The organism is Nannocystis pusilla (assembly GCF_020073745.1).
Lineage (GTDB): Bacteria > Myxococcota_A > Polyangia > Nannocystales > Nannocystaceae > Nannocystis > Nannocystis radixulma.
In genome coordinates, this window is the sequence record NZ_JAIRAU010000001.1 from 1438184 (window position 1) to 1452417 (window position 14234).

Here is a 14234-nt window from a genome sequence, read left to right on the forward strand (position 1 = left end):
ACTCGGGCGATGCGGGGGGTGCGGCGATCTGGTAAGGCATCGGCGCTTCGAACAAGGAGAGGACCATCCGATGCCGTTCACACTTCCCGATCTGCCCTACGCCAAGGACGCGCTCGCTCCTCACATCAGCGCCGAGACGCTCGAGTATCACCACGGCAAGCACCACGCGGCCTACGTGACCAACCTGAACAAGCTGCTCGCGGGCAAGCCCGAGGCGGACCTGTCGCTCGAGGAGGTCATCCTCCGCAGCGACGGCGGCGTGTTCAACAACGCGGCCCAGGTCTGGAACCACACGTTCTACTGGCACTGCATGAAGCCGAACGGTGGCGGGCAGCCGACCGGCGAGCTCGCCGAGGCGATCAACCGCGACTTCGGCTCGTTCGAGCGGTTCCGCGAGCAGTTCTCCGAGGCCGCCGCGACGCAGTTCGGCTCGGGCTGGGCGTGGCTGGTCGTCGACAGCGCCGGCAAGCTGGCGATCAGCAAGACGAGCAACGCGGACCTGCCGCTCAAGCACGGCCAGAAGGCGCTGCTGACGATCGACGTGTGGGAGCACGCGTACTACATCGACTTCCGCAACCTGCGCCCGAAGTACATCTCGACGTTCCTCGACTCGCTGGTGAACTGGGACTTCGTCGCCGGCAACCTGCGCGGCCGCTGAGCCCGCGGTGCGGTGAGCACGACGTTCGCCGGCCGCTCGCGGCGGGCGAACGTCGCGTCGTTCGTGGGATCGATCGCCGCGGCGGTTCGGGTCCCCAGTGACGAGCGAGACCGGCGCGATGGTGTGGTTCGCGGCGGCGTCACACCGAGCTCGCGGTCCACGTCGCGCACCCCGGGGGTCGTCGCCAGCAAACTCGGCGGCGAGGTCTCCGGGTTCGCGCGTACGGTCCGCGACATGGTGATGATCGACTGTGCGGCGGGTATGATCATAACACCATGGGTCACGTGATCCTCCCCGAGGGCGACCCGGCCGCGAGCATGCAAAGGCGGCGGCGCTGTGGGAGCGCATGAGGCGGCGACCGAGTTCAGGCTCTTTGCCGCTCGCGCTCAGCCCCACAGCTCGGCGAGCGGGCCCTCGGCGATGCGCGTGGCCGGGTTGCCGTGGCCGAAGTCGTCGGTCGGCAGGCCGGCGCCGTGGAGCATTGAATTGAACACGTTCGACGTCTGGCGATTGTTCTCGTGGCCGGCCTTGGGGTAGGTGACGCTGCGGCCGTCGGTCTTGAAGCCCATGTTGTTGCCGCCGATGAGCAGCATCGGCCACTCCTCGGCGTTCGAGTGGTGCATCTCGCCGTTGTCGGACATGTAGAGCAGCAGGGTGTTGTCGAGCATGGTGCCGCCGGCCTCGGGCTTGGCCTCGAGGGCCCGGGCGACGCGGGCCATCTCGGCGACGCCGCGGCTCGTCAGCTCGTGCAGCGTCTCGTAGTTCTCGGCGCTCTCGCCGTGGCGGAGGTCGTGGCCGGCGATGACCTGGCCGCCGGGGTAGAAGTCGGCGAGGCTCGGGAATTCCATCGACCAGTAGTAGCTGCCGGAGCCGATCGAGACCACGGCGACATTGGTCAATCCGCTCAGCAAGGCGGCCTGGACGACGTCGACCTGCAGGCGCAGCTGGTCGAGCGGGTCGGTCGAGGCGTACGGGTCGGGGTCGAGCTCGCCGGGGCCGGTGGGCTTGACGGCCAGGAGCGCGTCCTTCATCCCGAGGATCTGGTCGTTGCGCGCCAGCATCGCCAGCAGCGAGGCCTCGTAGGTCTCGAGCTTGACGCGCCCGCGCGACGAGCCGGAGAGATCCTTGAGCTCGCGCCCGACGTCGTCGATGGCGAACTCGAGCAATTGCTTGCGCGACTGGAACTCCTCGCCGGCCTGGCCCGAGGCGACCGAGCCGAACAGCGAGGCGAACGAAGCCCTGGGCGTCAGCAGGATCGGCGCGGGCTTGCCCTTGGCGAACGCGCAGCTCGAGTAGTTGAGCGGGGAGGTCGCGGCGCCGACGCCGACGCGGACGGCGTCGAACGGGGTGTTGCCGCGGACCTCGGCGATCTGCGACAGCACCGTCTCGATGCTCGCGCTCGCGGGGCCGCCGGACGAGTTGCTGGCGCTGAGCGCCCCGAAGTCGGTCGAGTGGCCGCCGCCGAGGTAGGTGGCCGACAGACCGAGCACGAGGGCCGAGCGCTCGACCAGCGAGATCGTGCCGTCGCCCGCGGCCAGCGAGCCGAGCGCCCGCGCCTCGCTCAGCGGCGGCGCGGGGATCAGCACCGGGTCGTCGTGGCCGTAGTCGCGGTTGCTCTCGATCGCCTTGCCCGCGTGACCCTCGAGGGTCTCGCGCGTCTGCGGGTCGAACATGCAGGCCGGGCGGATCCCGTTGCCCTCGAGGAAGATGACGACCCGGCGCGGGTAGCCGTCGGCGGCCTGGCCGCGGCGGCTGCCGAAGGTGAGGCCGCCGAGCATCCCGGCGCCCGCGAGCAGACCGGAGGTGGTGAGGAAGTTACGACGCGTGATCATGGGGTCTCCTCGCCGGCGCCGCTCAGTCGGGCACGCGCGTCTGGAAGCTGTCGCTGTTGAACAGGGCGATGAGCATCTCGGTGAACGAGCCGCCGCTGTCGTCGTAGGCCTTCTCGATGGCGACCATGGTGCACGCGTCGTGCATGGTCTCCTCGCGGCCGGTGAAGTAGCGGAACGCCTGGCGCATGAAGCAGCGCTTGGCGTACCGCGAGTTGGCGAGGCGCTGGCTGAAGTCGATCGCGCTGGTGACCGGGCCGTCGAGCTCCGGCGACGGCATGCCGACGAGGTTGGAGGTGCCGTCGGGCGGGCCGCCGTGGTCCTCGACGCGGAGGAAGCCGGCGTGGTTGTAGATCTCGAACGGGTAGCCGAGCGGGTTCATCAGCGCGTGGCAGCCGGCGCAGTACGGGTCGGCGTCGACCTGCTCGGACATGCGCTGGCGCGCCGACTGCGACTTCGACGCCTCCGACAGCTTGGCGTCGACGGTGATCGGCAGGTCGGGGACGTTCTGGCACAGCAGCTCCTCGCGGATCCACTTGCCGCGGTGCACCAGGTTGGGGTCGTTCTCGAACGACAGCGCGTGCGCGCCGAGCCAGGCCGGGTGGGTCAGGACGCCCGCGCGCTCGTTCTGCGGCAGCTCGATCCAGCGGGCCTCGCGGGTCTGGGCGGTGATGCCGGGGACGTTGTAGACGCGGTTGGCCTCGGCGGTCGACTTCCAGATCGAGGTCTCGTTCTCCTGATAGCCGGCGGTGGCCGGGGTGTAGAACATGCGCGAGGTGAGGAGGTTGGCGAACACGTCCTGGTCGGCGTCGAGGATCCGCGCGATCATGTCGTCGAGCTGGTAGTCGAGGGTGCTCTCGTAGCCGTAGAAGCCGACGATCTGGTTCTGATAGCTGTTCTCGACCGCGTAGCCGCTCCACGCCGAGGTCGCCGCGACCTCGACCTTGGGCGTCTGGGCGGCGAGCACGCCGTAGTCGAGCCATTCGCGGAAGAACTCGCGCACGCCGTGGGCCATCCAGTACTCGCTGTGGGTCTCCCAGTAGCGCTCGTCGTGGGGCTCGAACAGGAGGTCGCGCCGCTCCTCGTCGATGCCGCCGATGTGCTCCTCGACGAGCTTGGCCACGACCTCGGGGTCCTTGATCGTGCCGTCGCGCGCGGCGTCGAGGATGCTGCCGAGGTCGCCGTCGACGTCGCCCTTGCTGAAGCCGGCGTTGTAGCTGCGGTTGACGCTGGGGACGCCGGCGGGCGTGCGCGTGAGGGCGTAGGCGATCGCCTGCGCGAGCTCCCAGTCGCCGAGCTGCAGCCGCCCGTGCTCGTCGGGCTCGCCGGCGCCGAGCTCGGGGCGGTGCAGCGCGCCGGTCGACATCCACGCGGCGGCGCCGAGCCGCTTGATCACGGCCGGCCGCGACTCGACGTCGGGCGCACCGGCGAGCGCGCCCTCGGTGAATGCCAGCAGCGCGTCGAACTGGGCCTCGCTGGCCGGGCGGAACAGCGCGCCGAACTCGAGGTAGCGGCGCACGAAGTAACGCACGCAATCGCTGGACGGCGCGGCGTCCTCGAGGAAGCACTGACACTCGGGGTCCTCGTGGACGGTGCGCAGGCGGCCGCCGTCCCACTTGCCGATCGTCCACGAGTCGGCGGCGCCGCCGACGGAGTCGAGGTAGAGCCCGAGCACGCTGGGGTCGAGCGCCTCGTCGTCGCTGTAGGTCGAATAGCGGTGCTCGGGCCGCGGGTACAGCGGATTGTTGGCGAGGTCGGAGCTGAGCCAGCTGCCGACGTTGCGGGTCCACTCGTAGCGGTCGAGCAGGCGCAGGTCGGCGGGCGGCAGGGCGGGCTGGTCGCGGCAGGTGAACAGCGCGTTCTGGTCGAGGTCGTTGCCCGAGGGCTCGCCGGGCGGCTCGCCGGTGTCGCCGGTGTCCCCGGTGTCCCCGGTGGGGTCGTCCGTCTCGCTCGAGCTCGTCCCCGCGCTCGTGGTCGGGACGGTCGTGTCCGTGCCCGCGCTCGTGCCGTCGCTCGTGCCCGGGCCGCCGTCCGACGCCGTGCCGCCGTCCTGCGGGCAGCCGAGGGCCAGGAGCAACGGCAGGATCGACGCCCGCGTCCTCATCGCCGTGGTGATCACGGTCCCACGATATCATCCAGGTGGACGGGCGTTGCGCGGCTGACCGAGAGTTTACCCGGGGGCTCGACGCGGGTCGCGATCGCGCAATTGTGGTGGTGTGATGGCATTTCGCGCGCGCGCGTGTGCGGGCGACGTCTGCACGGGGCGTCGCCGATTCCCGAGGGTCCTATCGGTGGTGCCCGTACGGGCCGCGGGCGTCCGGGGATTCGTGACAGTCGGCGATCGGCGTCGAATGGTGGCACCACGGGGTCAATCCGGGGTCAGGCGCAGCGGCGCGGCGACCGGGCCGCGCACGGTCATGGTGCGGTTGTAGACGACGGGGCCGGGCAGGCGCTCGACGGCGGCGAAGCGGCGCACGAACACGTCGAGGGCGATCTGGGCCTCCATGCGCGCGAGCGCGGCGCCGAGGCAGAAGTGGACGCCGTGGCCGAAGTTCAGCGCGGCGGTGTTGCGCGCGAGGTCGAAGCGGTCGGGGTCGGGGAAGCGACGCTCGTCGCGCCCGGCCGAGCCGACCAGCGCGAGCACCAGCGAATGCGCAGGAATGGTGACACCCGCGAGGGCGACGTCGCAGGTGGTGAAGCGCGGCAGCGATTGACTGGGACCGTCGAAGCGCAGCATCTCCTCGACGAACGCGGGGACGAGGCCGGGCTCGGCCCGCAGGCGCGCGAACATGTCGGGGTGGCCGCCGAGCCACAGCGCGGCGGTGGCGATGAGGTGCGTCGTCGTCTCGAGCCCGCCGAGGAGGATCGCGATCAGGAACTCGACGATCTCCAGGTCGTCGAGGCGCTGGCCGTCGACCTCGGCGCGCACGAGCTCGCTGACGGTGTCGTCGAACGGGGCGCGGCGGCGGTCGGCGATCACCGCGGAGAGGTAGGCCGAGAGCTCGGCGATCGTGGCCCTGACGCGCGCGGCGTGGGCGGCGTCCAGCGGCTCCGGCGTGACCGAGAGGAGGTCGTCGGCCCAGCGCTTGAAGCTGGCGGCCAGTGACTCGTCGAGCCCGAGCAGGTTGGCGATCACGAACGCGGGCAACGGCGCGGCGTAGGCGGCGACGAGCTCGACGTCGCGGTGCAGCGGCGCGACGAGCCGTTCGGCGCGGGCCCGGATCGCCGGGGCGAGGCGGGCCACGGCGCGCGGCCCGAGGGAGCGGCTGGCGAGCGCGCGCAGGCGGGTGTGGCCGGGGGCGTCCATCGCCAGGATCGAGCGCGCGAGCGGGTTGTAGCCGAGCCACGGCGGCTCCCACACGGCGCGGAAGCCCTGCGAGGAGAAGCGCACCGGGTCGCGCAGGACGGTCATGATGTCGTCGTGACGGCTGACGAGCCACATGCCGGCGGGCTCCGACAGGCAGACGGGGCTGTCGCGGCGCAGGGCGGCGTAATGAGGGTAGGGATCGGCGCGGACCTCGGGGGCGAGGATGTCGATGCTGGTTCGCATGCCGCGCCGCCTCGCACGCGGCGTGCCGGCCGTGGTTTCGCCCACCTGGACGGGCGGCGCGGGGCGATTCGGTCAGGGTGACCGGCGGGGGTCGGTCACAATGACGGCACCATGCGAGCCGAGGACCTCGACATCACCACGTTGCTGTCCGCCGACGCCGAGGCGGGGGCGCTGCACTTCGCCGGGTTGCGCGCGCTGATCGTCGACGCGGGGGCCCTGGGCGCGCTGCGCCGCGACGTGGTCGATGCGCTCGGCGTCGCCGGCGGGCGCTCGTTGCTGACGCGCTTCGGCTACGTGCAGGGCTGGCGCGCGGCCGAGGCGCTGCGCGGGCGGTTCGCGTCGGCCAGCGCGCACGCGATGCGCGACGCGGGCGGCCGACTCGGGGTGCTGCAGGGCATGCTGCGCATCGCGCCGGGCACCGGTCCGATGACGCCCGAGGGCGCGACGGTGGCGGCCTCCTACGAGGCCGAGCAGCACCTGCAGCACTGCGGCCGGGCGGACGCTCCCGTGTGCTGGACGCTCGCCGGGTTCGCCAGCGGGTACCTCAGCTGCGTCGAGCGCCGCGACATCGTCGTGCTCGAAGATCGCTGCGTCGCCTGCGGCGATCGATCGTGCCGCTTCGTCGCCCGCCCGCGCGAGGCGTGGGGCGAGACGCTGACGCCGCACGCGGCCTACCTGCCGCCGGCAGGGCCGCCGCGGTCGGAAAGGGCCGCGGTGACGCTCGAGGACGAGCTGCAGTCGCGCAGCCCGGCGATCCAGCGGACCCTCGAGCTCGCGCGCCGGGTGGCCGCGGTCGACAGCAGCGTGCTCCTGCTCGGCGACAGCGGGACCGGCAAGGACCGGCTCGCGCGCTTCATCCACGCCCGCTCGCGCCGCGCGGCGGCGCCGTTCCTGGCGGTCCACTGCGGGGCGATCCCCGAACCGCTGCTGGAGAGCGAGCTGTTCGGGCACGCGCGCGGGGCCTTCACCGGGGCGACGCGGGACCGCGTGGGCATGCTCGAGGCGGCCGGCGCCGGCACGCTGTTCCTCGACGAGGTCGGCGAGATGTCGCCGGCGATGCAGGTCAAGCTGCTGCGCGCGCTGCAGCAGCGCGAACTGCGGCGCGTCGGCGAGAACCACCCGCGCCCGCTGCACGCGCGGATCGTCGCGGCGACCCATCGCGACCTCGCGGCCGCGGTCGAACAGGGCGGCTTCCGCCGCGACCTTTATTATCGCCTGCGCGTGGTCGAGCTGCGCCTGCCGCCGCTGCGCGCGCGCCAGGAGGACATCCTGCCGCTGGCGCGGGCGCTGCTGGCGTCGGCGTGCGCGCGCGTGGGGCGGAGCGAGATGTCCCTCGGGACAGCCGCCTGCGAGCGCCTGCTGCACCACAGCTGGCCCGGCAACGTGCGCGAGCTCGAGAACGCGATGGAGCGCGCGGCGGCGCTGGCAGCGGGGCCGCAGGTCGAGGCGGACGACCTGCCCGACGACATCGCCGCGGCGCCGGTGAAGCGCACGGGGTCGCTGCAGCAGCTCGAGCACGCGGCGATCGTCGAAGCGCTGGGCCGCCACGGCGGGCACCAGCAGCGCGCGGCGGCGGAGCTCGGGATCAGCCCGTCGACGCTGTACCGGCGGCTGCGCAAGCAGCGTGCTTGAGACTGTAGATGTCTAAAAGGACATGTCGCCGAAGACGGAGCCGAACGCGGCCTTGCATCTGTCCCTCGGGTCAGCGGCGTTGCGCTGGCTCGCCTTCGTCTTCACCAGCTTCGTGGCAAGTTCATCGCGGAATCAGCAGACGCCGCCATGCCATGAGCAGCAGCCGCGGAGCGAGCGACCGTACGTGCAGGTGGGCGAGAGGGTGCCGTCACAGCAGTGGACTCGGTTCGACGACCAAGACTCGGCTCGTTCGCGGCGGCGAGCGGCCTCTGCCTGACGCTGCGCGTCGGCCTCCTCCTTGCGGCGACGGTCGGCCTCGCGCCGGAGGCGGAGCTTGCTCAATCTAGGCTCGATGACGTCGGCGAGCGTCCGTGCTTCGGTCGCCAGCGTCTTCATGCGCGGCGTCCCCTCGAGCTTCGTGCCGCGGAACGCGGCGAGGTCGGAATCGATCGACTGTAGCAGTTCCGAGGCCTTCTCCCAGCGTCGGGCTTGTTGATGGCGGCGTGCCTCCACGAGGCGCGCGGCGGCGGTCTGCTCGGTCGTGGCGAAGCGTGCGTGCAAGCGAGACTCGTCGCGGTCATGTTGCGCGAGCGACTGCGCTGCCTGGGTCGCCGCGTATCGGCGAGCCTTTTCGTCGTCGACCTGCTGCGCGCGCTCGGCCCGCGCGTCGATGTCGCGCAAGCGTATCGCGGCCTCTTCGGCCCGGTCGCCGGTGCAGCTGACGGCGGCTCGTTGGTAGGCGGTCCGCGCCGAATCCAGCGCTCGAGCGGTCCAGGCCGAGGTCGCCGCGCGGTTGGCCTCTTCACACGCGTGCATTTGCTCGATCGCACGCTCTCGCAGGATGTGGTCGTGGACGCGGAGGCCGAGCAGCGCCACGCTCAGGCCAGCCACGGCAGAAAACGCAGCCAATGGTCGTGAGGCGCGCCGGACGAGCAGGAACCCCGCGAGGCAGAGGCCGAGCGATCCCACAACGTATGCGGCTGGTGGCCACAGGGCGATCACGAGGGTCGCGGCCGCTGCGGCCCATGCGATGCACGACGACCACGCCAAGAATACGGCGGCCCTGGTCAGGCCGGCGCCCGTGAAGTGACCGTGGTTGTCGGCGATTTGGCGCCGCACCCGCCGCGCGAACCGCAGCGCGGGCACGCTGAGCAGCGGTCCCAGCACGATGCTGCTCAGACTCAGTTCGAGGGCGAGCCAGGCGGACGGGTGGCGGCGGGGGAGCAGGGACCTGGCGTTGACGACGGGTAAAGTGTCACGCATCGTACGGACCCTCGAGATCGTTCGCTTTGGCCGATGTAGTCTCCTTGTGTGCACGGGAGACGCACGTGGAGGATGTTCGGCCGCCCCGTGGGGCGGGCATCCGCCAGATGAGCGACCCCGCAGTGATCTCGCCTGTCATGATGCGGCCTCGATGTCTGCGAGGGAGCGTTCGAGAAGGGCGATCTCTTGCGTCTGCAAGTCGTCAGGCACCTCATCGGTGCGCAACGCCGCCAGTGCGTCCTCGAGGTGGCGGCGCTTCGCCCGGGCCGTCTTGAGCGTCGACGCCTTGAACAACACGGCCTGGACGTCTGCTCTTGCTGCCTCGACGAGCAGCCCCTGCCGGAGGTGGGGGGAGGTCAGCTCCGCGAGTCCGGATTGCAGCGCAGAACGCCGGCCCCCGGGGGTTTTCGCGGCTTGAATCTTGGTGGTCCAGCGCACGGCGGCGTCGTGCTCGCGCTGTGCCTCCTCCCGGGCGGCGCGCTCCCGGGCCGCGGCGCGCTCTGCCTCGCGGCGGGCGGCCTCTTCGAGCCGGCGCGCTTCCGCCTGCTGTCGTTCGAGCTCGCGTTCGGCTTCGCGACGTGCGGCTGCTTCGCGCCGAAGTATCTCCGCCTGCTGTCGTTCGGCTTCTCGTCGCGCGGCCTCGTGGCGCGCGCGTGCATCGGCCTCTCGGCGCAGTTGCTCCTCGAGTTCCGCACGAGCGCGTTCTTCGGCCTCGCGTCGGCGCTGCTCCTCACGCACGCACTCGGCCAGCCGCGCGCATACGGCGTGCAGGCGGGTCTCCGCTGCCGCGTCGCCATCGAGTGCGAGCAGTCGCCATTCCTCGGCGGCGCGCTCGAGCTCACCACGGGCCTCGTACGCGTCGGCGAGCGCCGCGCGCAGCGGTCGGGCCCACGCAACTGGCGGTGGCGAGACTGCGTAGACGGCCCGTCGCAGCGCCTCGGTCGCGTCGCCGTGGCGTGACAGGGCGGCATGGGCTTCGGCGAGGACCCACGCGGCGAGCGGCGCGAGTGCGGGGGAAGCGGCGGGCCGCGCCGCCGCCACGACTTCGCTGGCCCTGCCGTAATGAACGAGGAGGTGCTCTCGCAGCAGGCGCGCGGCTTCTTGCGCGCTCGGCAGCTCTGCGACCGGGAGCGGGGCCGGCAGGAGGGGGAATTGCAGCACGAGTCCGTGACCCTCGACGACTGCGCCGACCTGGTTTTCGATCGACTGCAGGAGCCCGATGGCGGCGTCGAATTGGTTGCGCTGTGCGTGATGGGCGGCGAGCAGGAAGCCAGCTTCGACGTCTTCGTCGGCGTGCGCCATGAGCCGCGAGAGGCATTGGTCGAGCCGTGAGTGGTCGCCGGCAATCTGGGCCGAAACGACCTCGAGCACCGCGAAGCTCCTCTGTTGCCGCCGGATCGCGGCCCGCACTCTGATCACCAGCTCATACGCGCCGTAGAGCCCGAGAGCGATCCACGGCCATGGGGTCATCAGGAGCCTCACGACGAGCGACAAAGCTACGAGGGCCCCAAGGACGAGCAAAATGGCGAGGCAGCCGCGACCGTCCGACGGCGCGACGTTGCCGCTATGTGTCCGGGTGCTGCGGGTTCGCGCGCCGCGGGAGCCCGGACCGATCCGGACTCTAAACCCGCCCACCCCCCACGAGGTGCTCACGCCACGCGATGAGACGTTGATCCGGCCGCCTCCAGGGAGCCGAAAGCTCTTCCGCAAGCGCATGAATGACGATTATCGAGCGACCCGCAGCCTGTCAACGTCACTCACGCTCGGAGCCGACGGGCACCGCGCCACACCCAGCTCCCGCAAGAAATGCGGCGAAGACGTACTGTAGGCCTAAATCGGAGCACGGGCGATTGTGCAGGGAGCTGGGGTCCCTCGGGGTGGTTGATGTTGTTACGGTGTGCGATTCAAACCTGGGGTCAGGAGGGGGCCCTCTCTCCACCGGGGAGAGGCCGCGGCGCGGGAGAGAGGCATGTCAATAAAGACATGTACATCCGGACAGGTTTTATCCCCACGACGGCGCGCGGTCAGCGGACCTTGCGCTTGCTGCTCTTCGCCTTCGCGGGCTTCGGCGGGGCGATCGGGGTGATCACGGGCGCGGGCGGCATCTCGTAGTCGTCGCCGTCGTCAGTGGCGGCGTAGCCGGTGAAGGTGATCCACGTCGGCGCGTGGTCGCTGGTGCCCTCGAGGCCGCGGACCCACCGGTCGACGCCGGCGTCGAGGAGGCGCGGGGCGAGCTCGGGGTTGACGAGCAGGTGGTCGATGCGGAGGCCGGCGTCGCGCTGCCAGTGCTGGCGGAAGTAGTCCCAGAACGTGAACATCGGCTGGTCGGGGTGGCGCGCGCGCAGGGCGTCGGTCCAGCCCTGGCCGAGCAGGCGGGTGTAGCGGGCGCGGGCCTCGGGCTGCAGCAGGGCGTCCTTCAGCCACGACTTCGGGTTGTAGATGTCGAAGTCGGTCGGCACCACGTTGTAGTCGCCGGCCAGCACCGCGGGGATGCCGGCGTTGCACAGCGTGGCGGCGTGGGCGATGAGGCGGTCGAACCACGCCAGCTTGTAGTCGAACTTCGGGCCCGGCTGCGGGTTGCCGTTCGGCAAGTAGAGGCAGCCGACGAGCACGCCGTGGACCGCGGCCTCGAGGTAGCGGCTCTGCGTGTCGTCGGGGTCGCCGGGCAGGCCGCGCCGGCTCTCGAGCGGGACGCTGCCGCGCGCGAGGATCGCCACGCCGTTCCACGAGCGCTGGCCGTGCCACAGCGCGCCGTAGCCGGCGGCGCGCAGCTCGGCGACGGGGAAGTCGGCGTCGACGGCCTTGAGCTCCTGCAGGCACACGATGTCCGGCGTCGCCTCGGCCAGCCACTCGAGCAACACGGGCAGGCGCGTGCGGATGCCGTTGATGTTGTACGTGGCGAGCTTGAGGACGGACATCGTGGACTCGCCCGAGCTTGACCTTCGTGGCGACGGGCCGCAACCGGGCCCAGGCGGCGCGAGGCGATGGATCGGGACGCGCGCGCTCGCGCTCGCGCGGGCCGCCGGTGGTTTATGCTGCGGCGGTGAGCAAGCGGACCGTGAAGCGGATCGCCGTCGCCGCGCTGGTGGTGGTTCTGCTGGCGATCGCGGGGCTGCTGCAGTCGTTCCGCGCCCGCTGCCCGAGCCGCCGGCGCTGACGGGCGACCTGCCGCCGGCGTCGCCCCCGGCCGAGATGGCGCTGTTCCACCTGCCCACCGGGATCACGCGGCGCAGCGCCGGCTTCGCCTACCGCGGCGGGTCGTTCAGCGATCGCCGCGAATTCACGATGAGCGCGGTGCTCGTGCAGCACCCACGCGGCGATCTGCTGATCGACACCGGCTTCGGGCGCGACATCGACGCGCACTTCCGCGCGATGCCGCTGTTCTTCCGCGCGACCACGAGTTACGCGGCGGAGCGCCCGGCCGCCGACCAGCTCGAGGCCGCGGGCTACCGGCGCGAGCGCACGACGCCCGCGGCTTCGCCGGCCTGCCGCGGATGTGAATTGTAGTCGCTGTCCGAAGGGACAGCTCATGGTCCGGCGGAGATCAGTCGATGTCGGGCAGGCCGGCGGGGCGGGCCGGCGGGGGGCCCTGGGGGGCGTTGGCCTGGGCGATCGCGACGCGGCGCTGCATCTCGGTGAGCTCGGGGAGGAGCGCCCGGTTGGTGGCGTTGAGGTCGCGGAGGAGCGACTCGGGGAACGGCTTGGCGGCGGCGACGGCGGCGTAGAGGTCGTCGAACACGCGGGCGAGCTTCGGCGGGACGCTGTCGGAGCTCGGGCGGAGCTGGGTGCGGAAGGCCGGCTGGATGGTGGGCAGGGCGGCGGCGAGGTCGCCGCGGCCGAGCCAGGCGAGCACGCCGGTGAGGGTGCCGACGGGGTCGTCGAGGACCTGGTCGTAGGTCATGAGGCGGGCCGGGTAGCGGCGCAGGCTGATGTCGCGGACGAGGGCGAAGTTCTCCATCCACCACTCGTATGCCGGGGGGAAGTAGGAGTTGTCCTCGGGGACAGGTTGGCCGGCGGCCGCCATGCCCTCGCGCTCGATGGTGTAGAGGCGCAGGATCGAGGCCTCGTACTCGCGCCACTCGCGGACGTTGGCGAGCAGATGGGTGATGTAGGCGCGCTCGCTGCGGATGACGCCGGGGACGAACACCTTGACGACGTAGCCCTCGACGTGCTCGGGCAGGAAGTACTCGCCGGTGACCGGGTGCGGGTTGGTGCGGAAGTAGATGCCGTGGCGCAGGAGCGACTCGTAGAAGCCGGCCGGGTTGGCCTGGTGGAGCGCCTCGTTGAAGCCGCGCGGGAAGGCCTCGCCGAGCACCGGGAAGCCGGCGGCTCGCAGGACCTGCATCCACATCGAGGTGCCGCTGCGCTTGGTGCCGGAGACGAACAGCATGTGCTTTCTTCTCGAAGAAGAAATTCAGGGGTCGAAGCCCGGGCAGAGCTGGTCGATCGTGGCGGCCTGACCGAGGCAGAGCTGCGGGTTGTTGAACTCTTGCTCGATCTGGCGGCAGTCGAGGTTGGTGATGCAGGCGTACCAATCCTCGAGCGCCTCGCCGCACGCGGGGCCGTCCTGCGCGGTGCCCATCGCCACCTGCCCGCTGCAGTAGGCGACGATCTCGTCGACGAAGCGCATGGACCGCGGATAACACTCGCCGTACTTGGCGCCGTACTGCACGCACACCTGGCCTTCGGGGCCCGGGCCGGTGGCGCCGGTGGTGGTGCCGCCGTCGCTCGTGAGGTCCGTGGTCGCGGTGGAGGTGAGGGGCTCGCCGGTGGTGGTGGTGGTGGTAGAGGTGAGGAGATCGCCGCCGGTGGTGGTGCTGGCGCCGGTGGTGTCCTCGCCGGTGGTGGTGCCCGCGGGCTCGCTGGTCGCGCCGTCGCCGGTGGTGCCGCCGGTGGTGCCGCCGGGAGTGCCGGCCGGCAGGCCCTCGTCGCTGAAGCAGCCGGCCCACAGGCCGCCCAGCGACATCAGGAAGGTCAGGTTGCGCAGGCGGCCCGGGTCCATCGCGGCGCCATCGTAGTCGAGATGGCCGGCGACCGCGAGGGCGGGGGTTCGCGCGCGCGGGAGCGGTGGTCGTGCAGCCCCACTCGTGGCGGATCGGCGAGGAAGGGGGTCGGCGAGGTCATCCAGCGCGAGGACCTCGCCCGCCGCTCACGCGGGTGCCGGTGCCGACGTCATGTCGGTGGTCAGGGCGGGCATGAGTCGGCGGGCCGGGACCCGGGGGCGTGGTTGACGCGGCGCGGAGCGCTCCGTCGCGGGGCGTCGGCCGGCGCGGAATCAGATGTCCTCATGCGCAGGTCTTTG

At 71.5% G+C, this 14234-nt stretch carries 12 protein-coding genes and 1 pseudogene; 4 read left to right on the forward strand and 9 right to left on the reverse strand.

The window, feature by feature from the left end; translation table 11 throughout:
• Positions 1-70 precede the first annotated feature (70 nt).
• Both K7C98_RS05685 and K7C98_RS05690 read left to right on the forward strand, forming a co-directional pair.
• Positions 71-658, forward strand: a complete 588-nt coding sequence (locus K7C98_RS05685; protein WP_224190508.1) for a superoxide dismutase — start codon at positions 71-73, stop codon at positions 656-658.
• Positions 659-670: 12 nt separating this feature from the next.
• Positions 671-946 (forward strand): hypothetical protein, encoded by a 276-nt coding sequence (locus tag K7C98_RS05690; protein WP_224190509.1) that lies wholly within the window; start codon positions 671-673, stop codon positions 944-946.
• 98 nt (positions 947-1044) lie between these two features.
• Here K7C98_RS05690 and K7C98_RS05695 read toward each other — a convergent pair whose 3' ends face one another.
• The 3 genes from K7C98_RS05695 to K7C98_RS05705 all read right to left on the reverse strand — a co-directional run bounded on the left by K7C98_RS05695 (position 1045) and on the right by K7C98_RS05705 (position 6037).
• Complete coding sequence (locus K7C98_RS05695) at positions 1045-2490, reverse strand: DUF1552 domain-containing protein (protein ID WP_224190510.1); 1446 nt, start codon at positions 2488-2490, stop codon at positions 1045-1047.
• Between the two features lie 22 nt (positions 2491-2512).
• The gene (locus K7C98_RS44630; protein ID WP_346660263.1) at positions 2513-4606 is read right to left on the reverse strand and encodes a DUF1588 domain-containing protein; all 2094 of its coding nucleotides are present in this window, start codon (positions 4604-4606) and stop codon (positions 2513-2515) included.
• A 249-nt stretch (positions 4607-4855) separates the two neighbouring features.
• Positions 4856-6037: a cytochrome P450 gene (locus K7C98_RS05705; protein ID WP_224190511.1), complete on the reverse strand. Its 1182-nt coding sequence runs from the start codon at positions 6035-6037 to the stop codon at positions 4856-4858.
• Between the two features lie 111 nt (positions 6038-6148).
• Between K7C98_RS05705 and K7C98_RS05710 the strand changes: the two genes are divergently transcribed.
• On the forward strand, positions 6149-7669 hold the full coding sequence (locus K7C98_RS05710; protein WP_224190512.1) for a sigma-54-dependent Fis family transcriptional regulator: 1521 nt from the start codon (positions 6149-6151) through the stop codon (positions 7667-7669).
• Between the two features lie 132 nt (positions 7670-7801).
• Here K7C98_RS05710 and K7C98_RS05715 read toward each other — a convergent pair whose 3' ends face one another.
• The 4 genes and pseudogenes from K7C98_RS05715 to K7C98_RS05730 all read right to left on the reverse strand — a co-directional run bounded on the left by K7C98_RS05715 (position 7802) and on the right by K7C98_RS05730 (position 11850).
• On the reverse strand, positions 7802-8932 hold the full coding sequence (locus tag K7C98_RS05715) for a hypothetical protein (RefSeq protein WP_224190513.1): 1131 nt from the start codon (positions 8930-8932) through the stop codon (positions 7802-7804).
• Positions 8933-9067: 135 nt separating this feature from the next.
• Positions 9068-10303, reverse strand: coding sequence for a hypothetical protein (locus K7C98_RS05720; protein ID WP_224190607.1), 1236 nt, complete (start codon positions 10301-10303; stop codon positions 9068-9070).
• 225 nt (positions 10304-10528) lie between these two features.
• Positions 10529-10648, reverse strand: a pseudogene (locus K7C98_RS45440) (DUF4236 domain-containing protein); the annotation flags it as partial.
• A 308-nt stretch (positions 10649-10956) separates the two neighbouring features.
• Positions 10957-11850 carry an exodeoxyribonuclease III gene (locus K7C98_RS05730; RefSeq protein WP_224190514.1) on the reverse strand — a complete coding sequence of 298 codons (894 nt, stop codon included), beginning with the start codon at positions 11848-11850 and terminating at the stop codon, positions 10957-10959.
• Between the two features lie 274 nt (positions 11851-12124).
• Here K7C98_RS05730 and K7C98_RS05735 point away from each other — a divergent pair, with 274 nt between their 5' ends.
• Positions 12125-12439 carry a hypothetical protein gene (locus tag K7C98_RS05735; protein ID WP_224190515.1) on the forward strand — a complete coding sequence of 105 codons (315 nt, stop codon included), beginning with the start codon at positions 12125-12127 and terminating at the stop codon, positions 12437-12439.
• A gap of 37 nt (positions 12440-12476) precedes the next feature.
• On the opposite strand, the gene K7C98_RS05740 is transcribed toward K7C98_RS05735, so the two are convergent.
• Both K7C98_RS05740 and K7C98_RS05745 read right to left on the reverse strand, forming a co-directional pair.
• On the reverse strand, positions 12477-13322 hold the full coding sequence (locus K7C98_RS05740) for a hypothetical protein (protein WP_224190516.1): 846 nt from the start codon (positions 13320-13322) through the stop codon (positions 12477-12479).
• A 24-nt stretch (positions 13323-13346) separates the two neighbouring features.
• Positions 13347-13934: a hypothetical protein gene (locus tag K7C98_RS05745; protein ID WP_224190517.1), complete on the reverse strand. Its 588-nt coding sequence runs from the start codon at positions 13932-13934 to the stop codon at positions 13347-13349.
• Positions 13935-14234 lie beyond the last annotated feature (300 nt).

Bases quoted from the DNA above. Each gene is read 5' to 3' on its own strand.
- K7C98_RS05695 (WP_224190510.1), bottom strand. From the start codon at position 2,490: ATGATCACGCGTCGTAACTTCCTCACCACCTCCGGTCTGCTCGCGGGC.
- K7C98_RS05715 (WP_224190513.1), bottom strand. From the start codon at position 8,932: ATGCGTGACACTTTACCCGTCGTCAACGCCAGGTCCCTGCTCCCCCGC.
- K7C98_RS05685 (WP_224190508.1), top strand. From the start codon at position 71: ATGCCGTTCACACTTCCCGATCTGCCCTACGCCAAGGACGCGCTCGCT.
- K7C98_RS05705 (WP_224190511.1), bottom strand. From the start codon at position 6,037: ATGCGAACCAGCATCGACATCCTCGCCCCCGAGGTCCGCGCCGATCCC.
- K7C98_RS05740 (WP_224190516.1), bottom strand. From the start codon at position 13,322: ATGCTGTTCGTCTCCGGCACCAAGCGCAGCGGCACCTCGATGTGGATG.
- K7C98_RS05745 (WP_224190517.1), bottom strand. From the start codon at position 13,934: ATGGACCCGGGCCGCCTGCGCAACCTGACCTTCCTGATGTCGCTGGGC.
- K7C98_RS05710 (WP_224190512.1), top strand. From the start codon at position 6,149: ATGCGAGCCGAGGACCTCGACATCACCACGTTGCTGTCCGCCGACGCC.
- K7C98_RS05730 (WP_224190514.1), bottom strand. From the start codon at position 11,850: ATGTCCGTCCTCAAGCTCGCCACGTACAACATCAACGGCATCCGCACG.
- K7C98_RS05735 (WP_224190515.1), top strand. From the start codon at position 12,125: ATGGCGCTGTTCCACCTGCCCACCGGGATCACGCGGCGCAGCGCCGGC.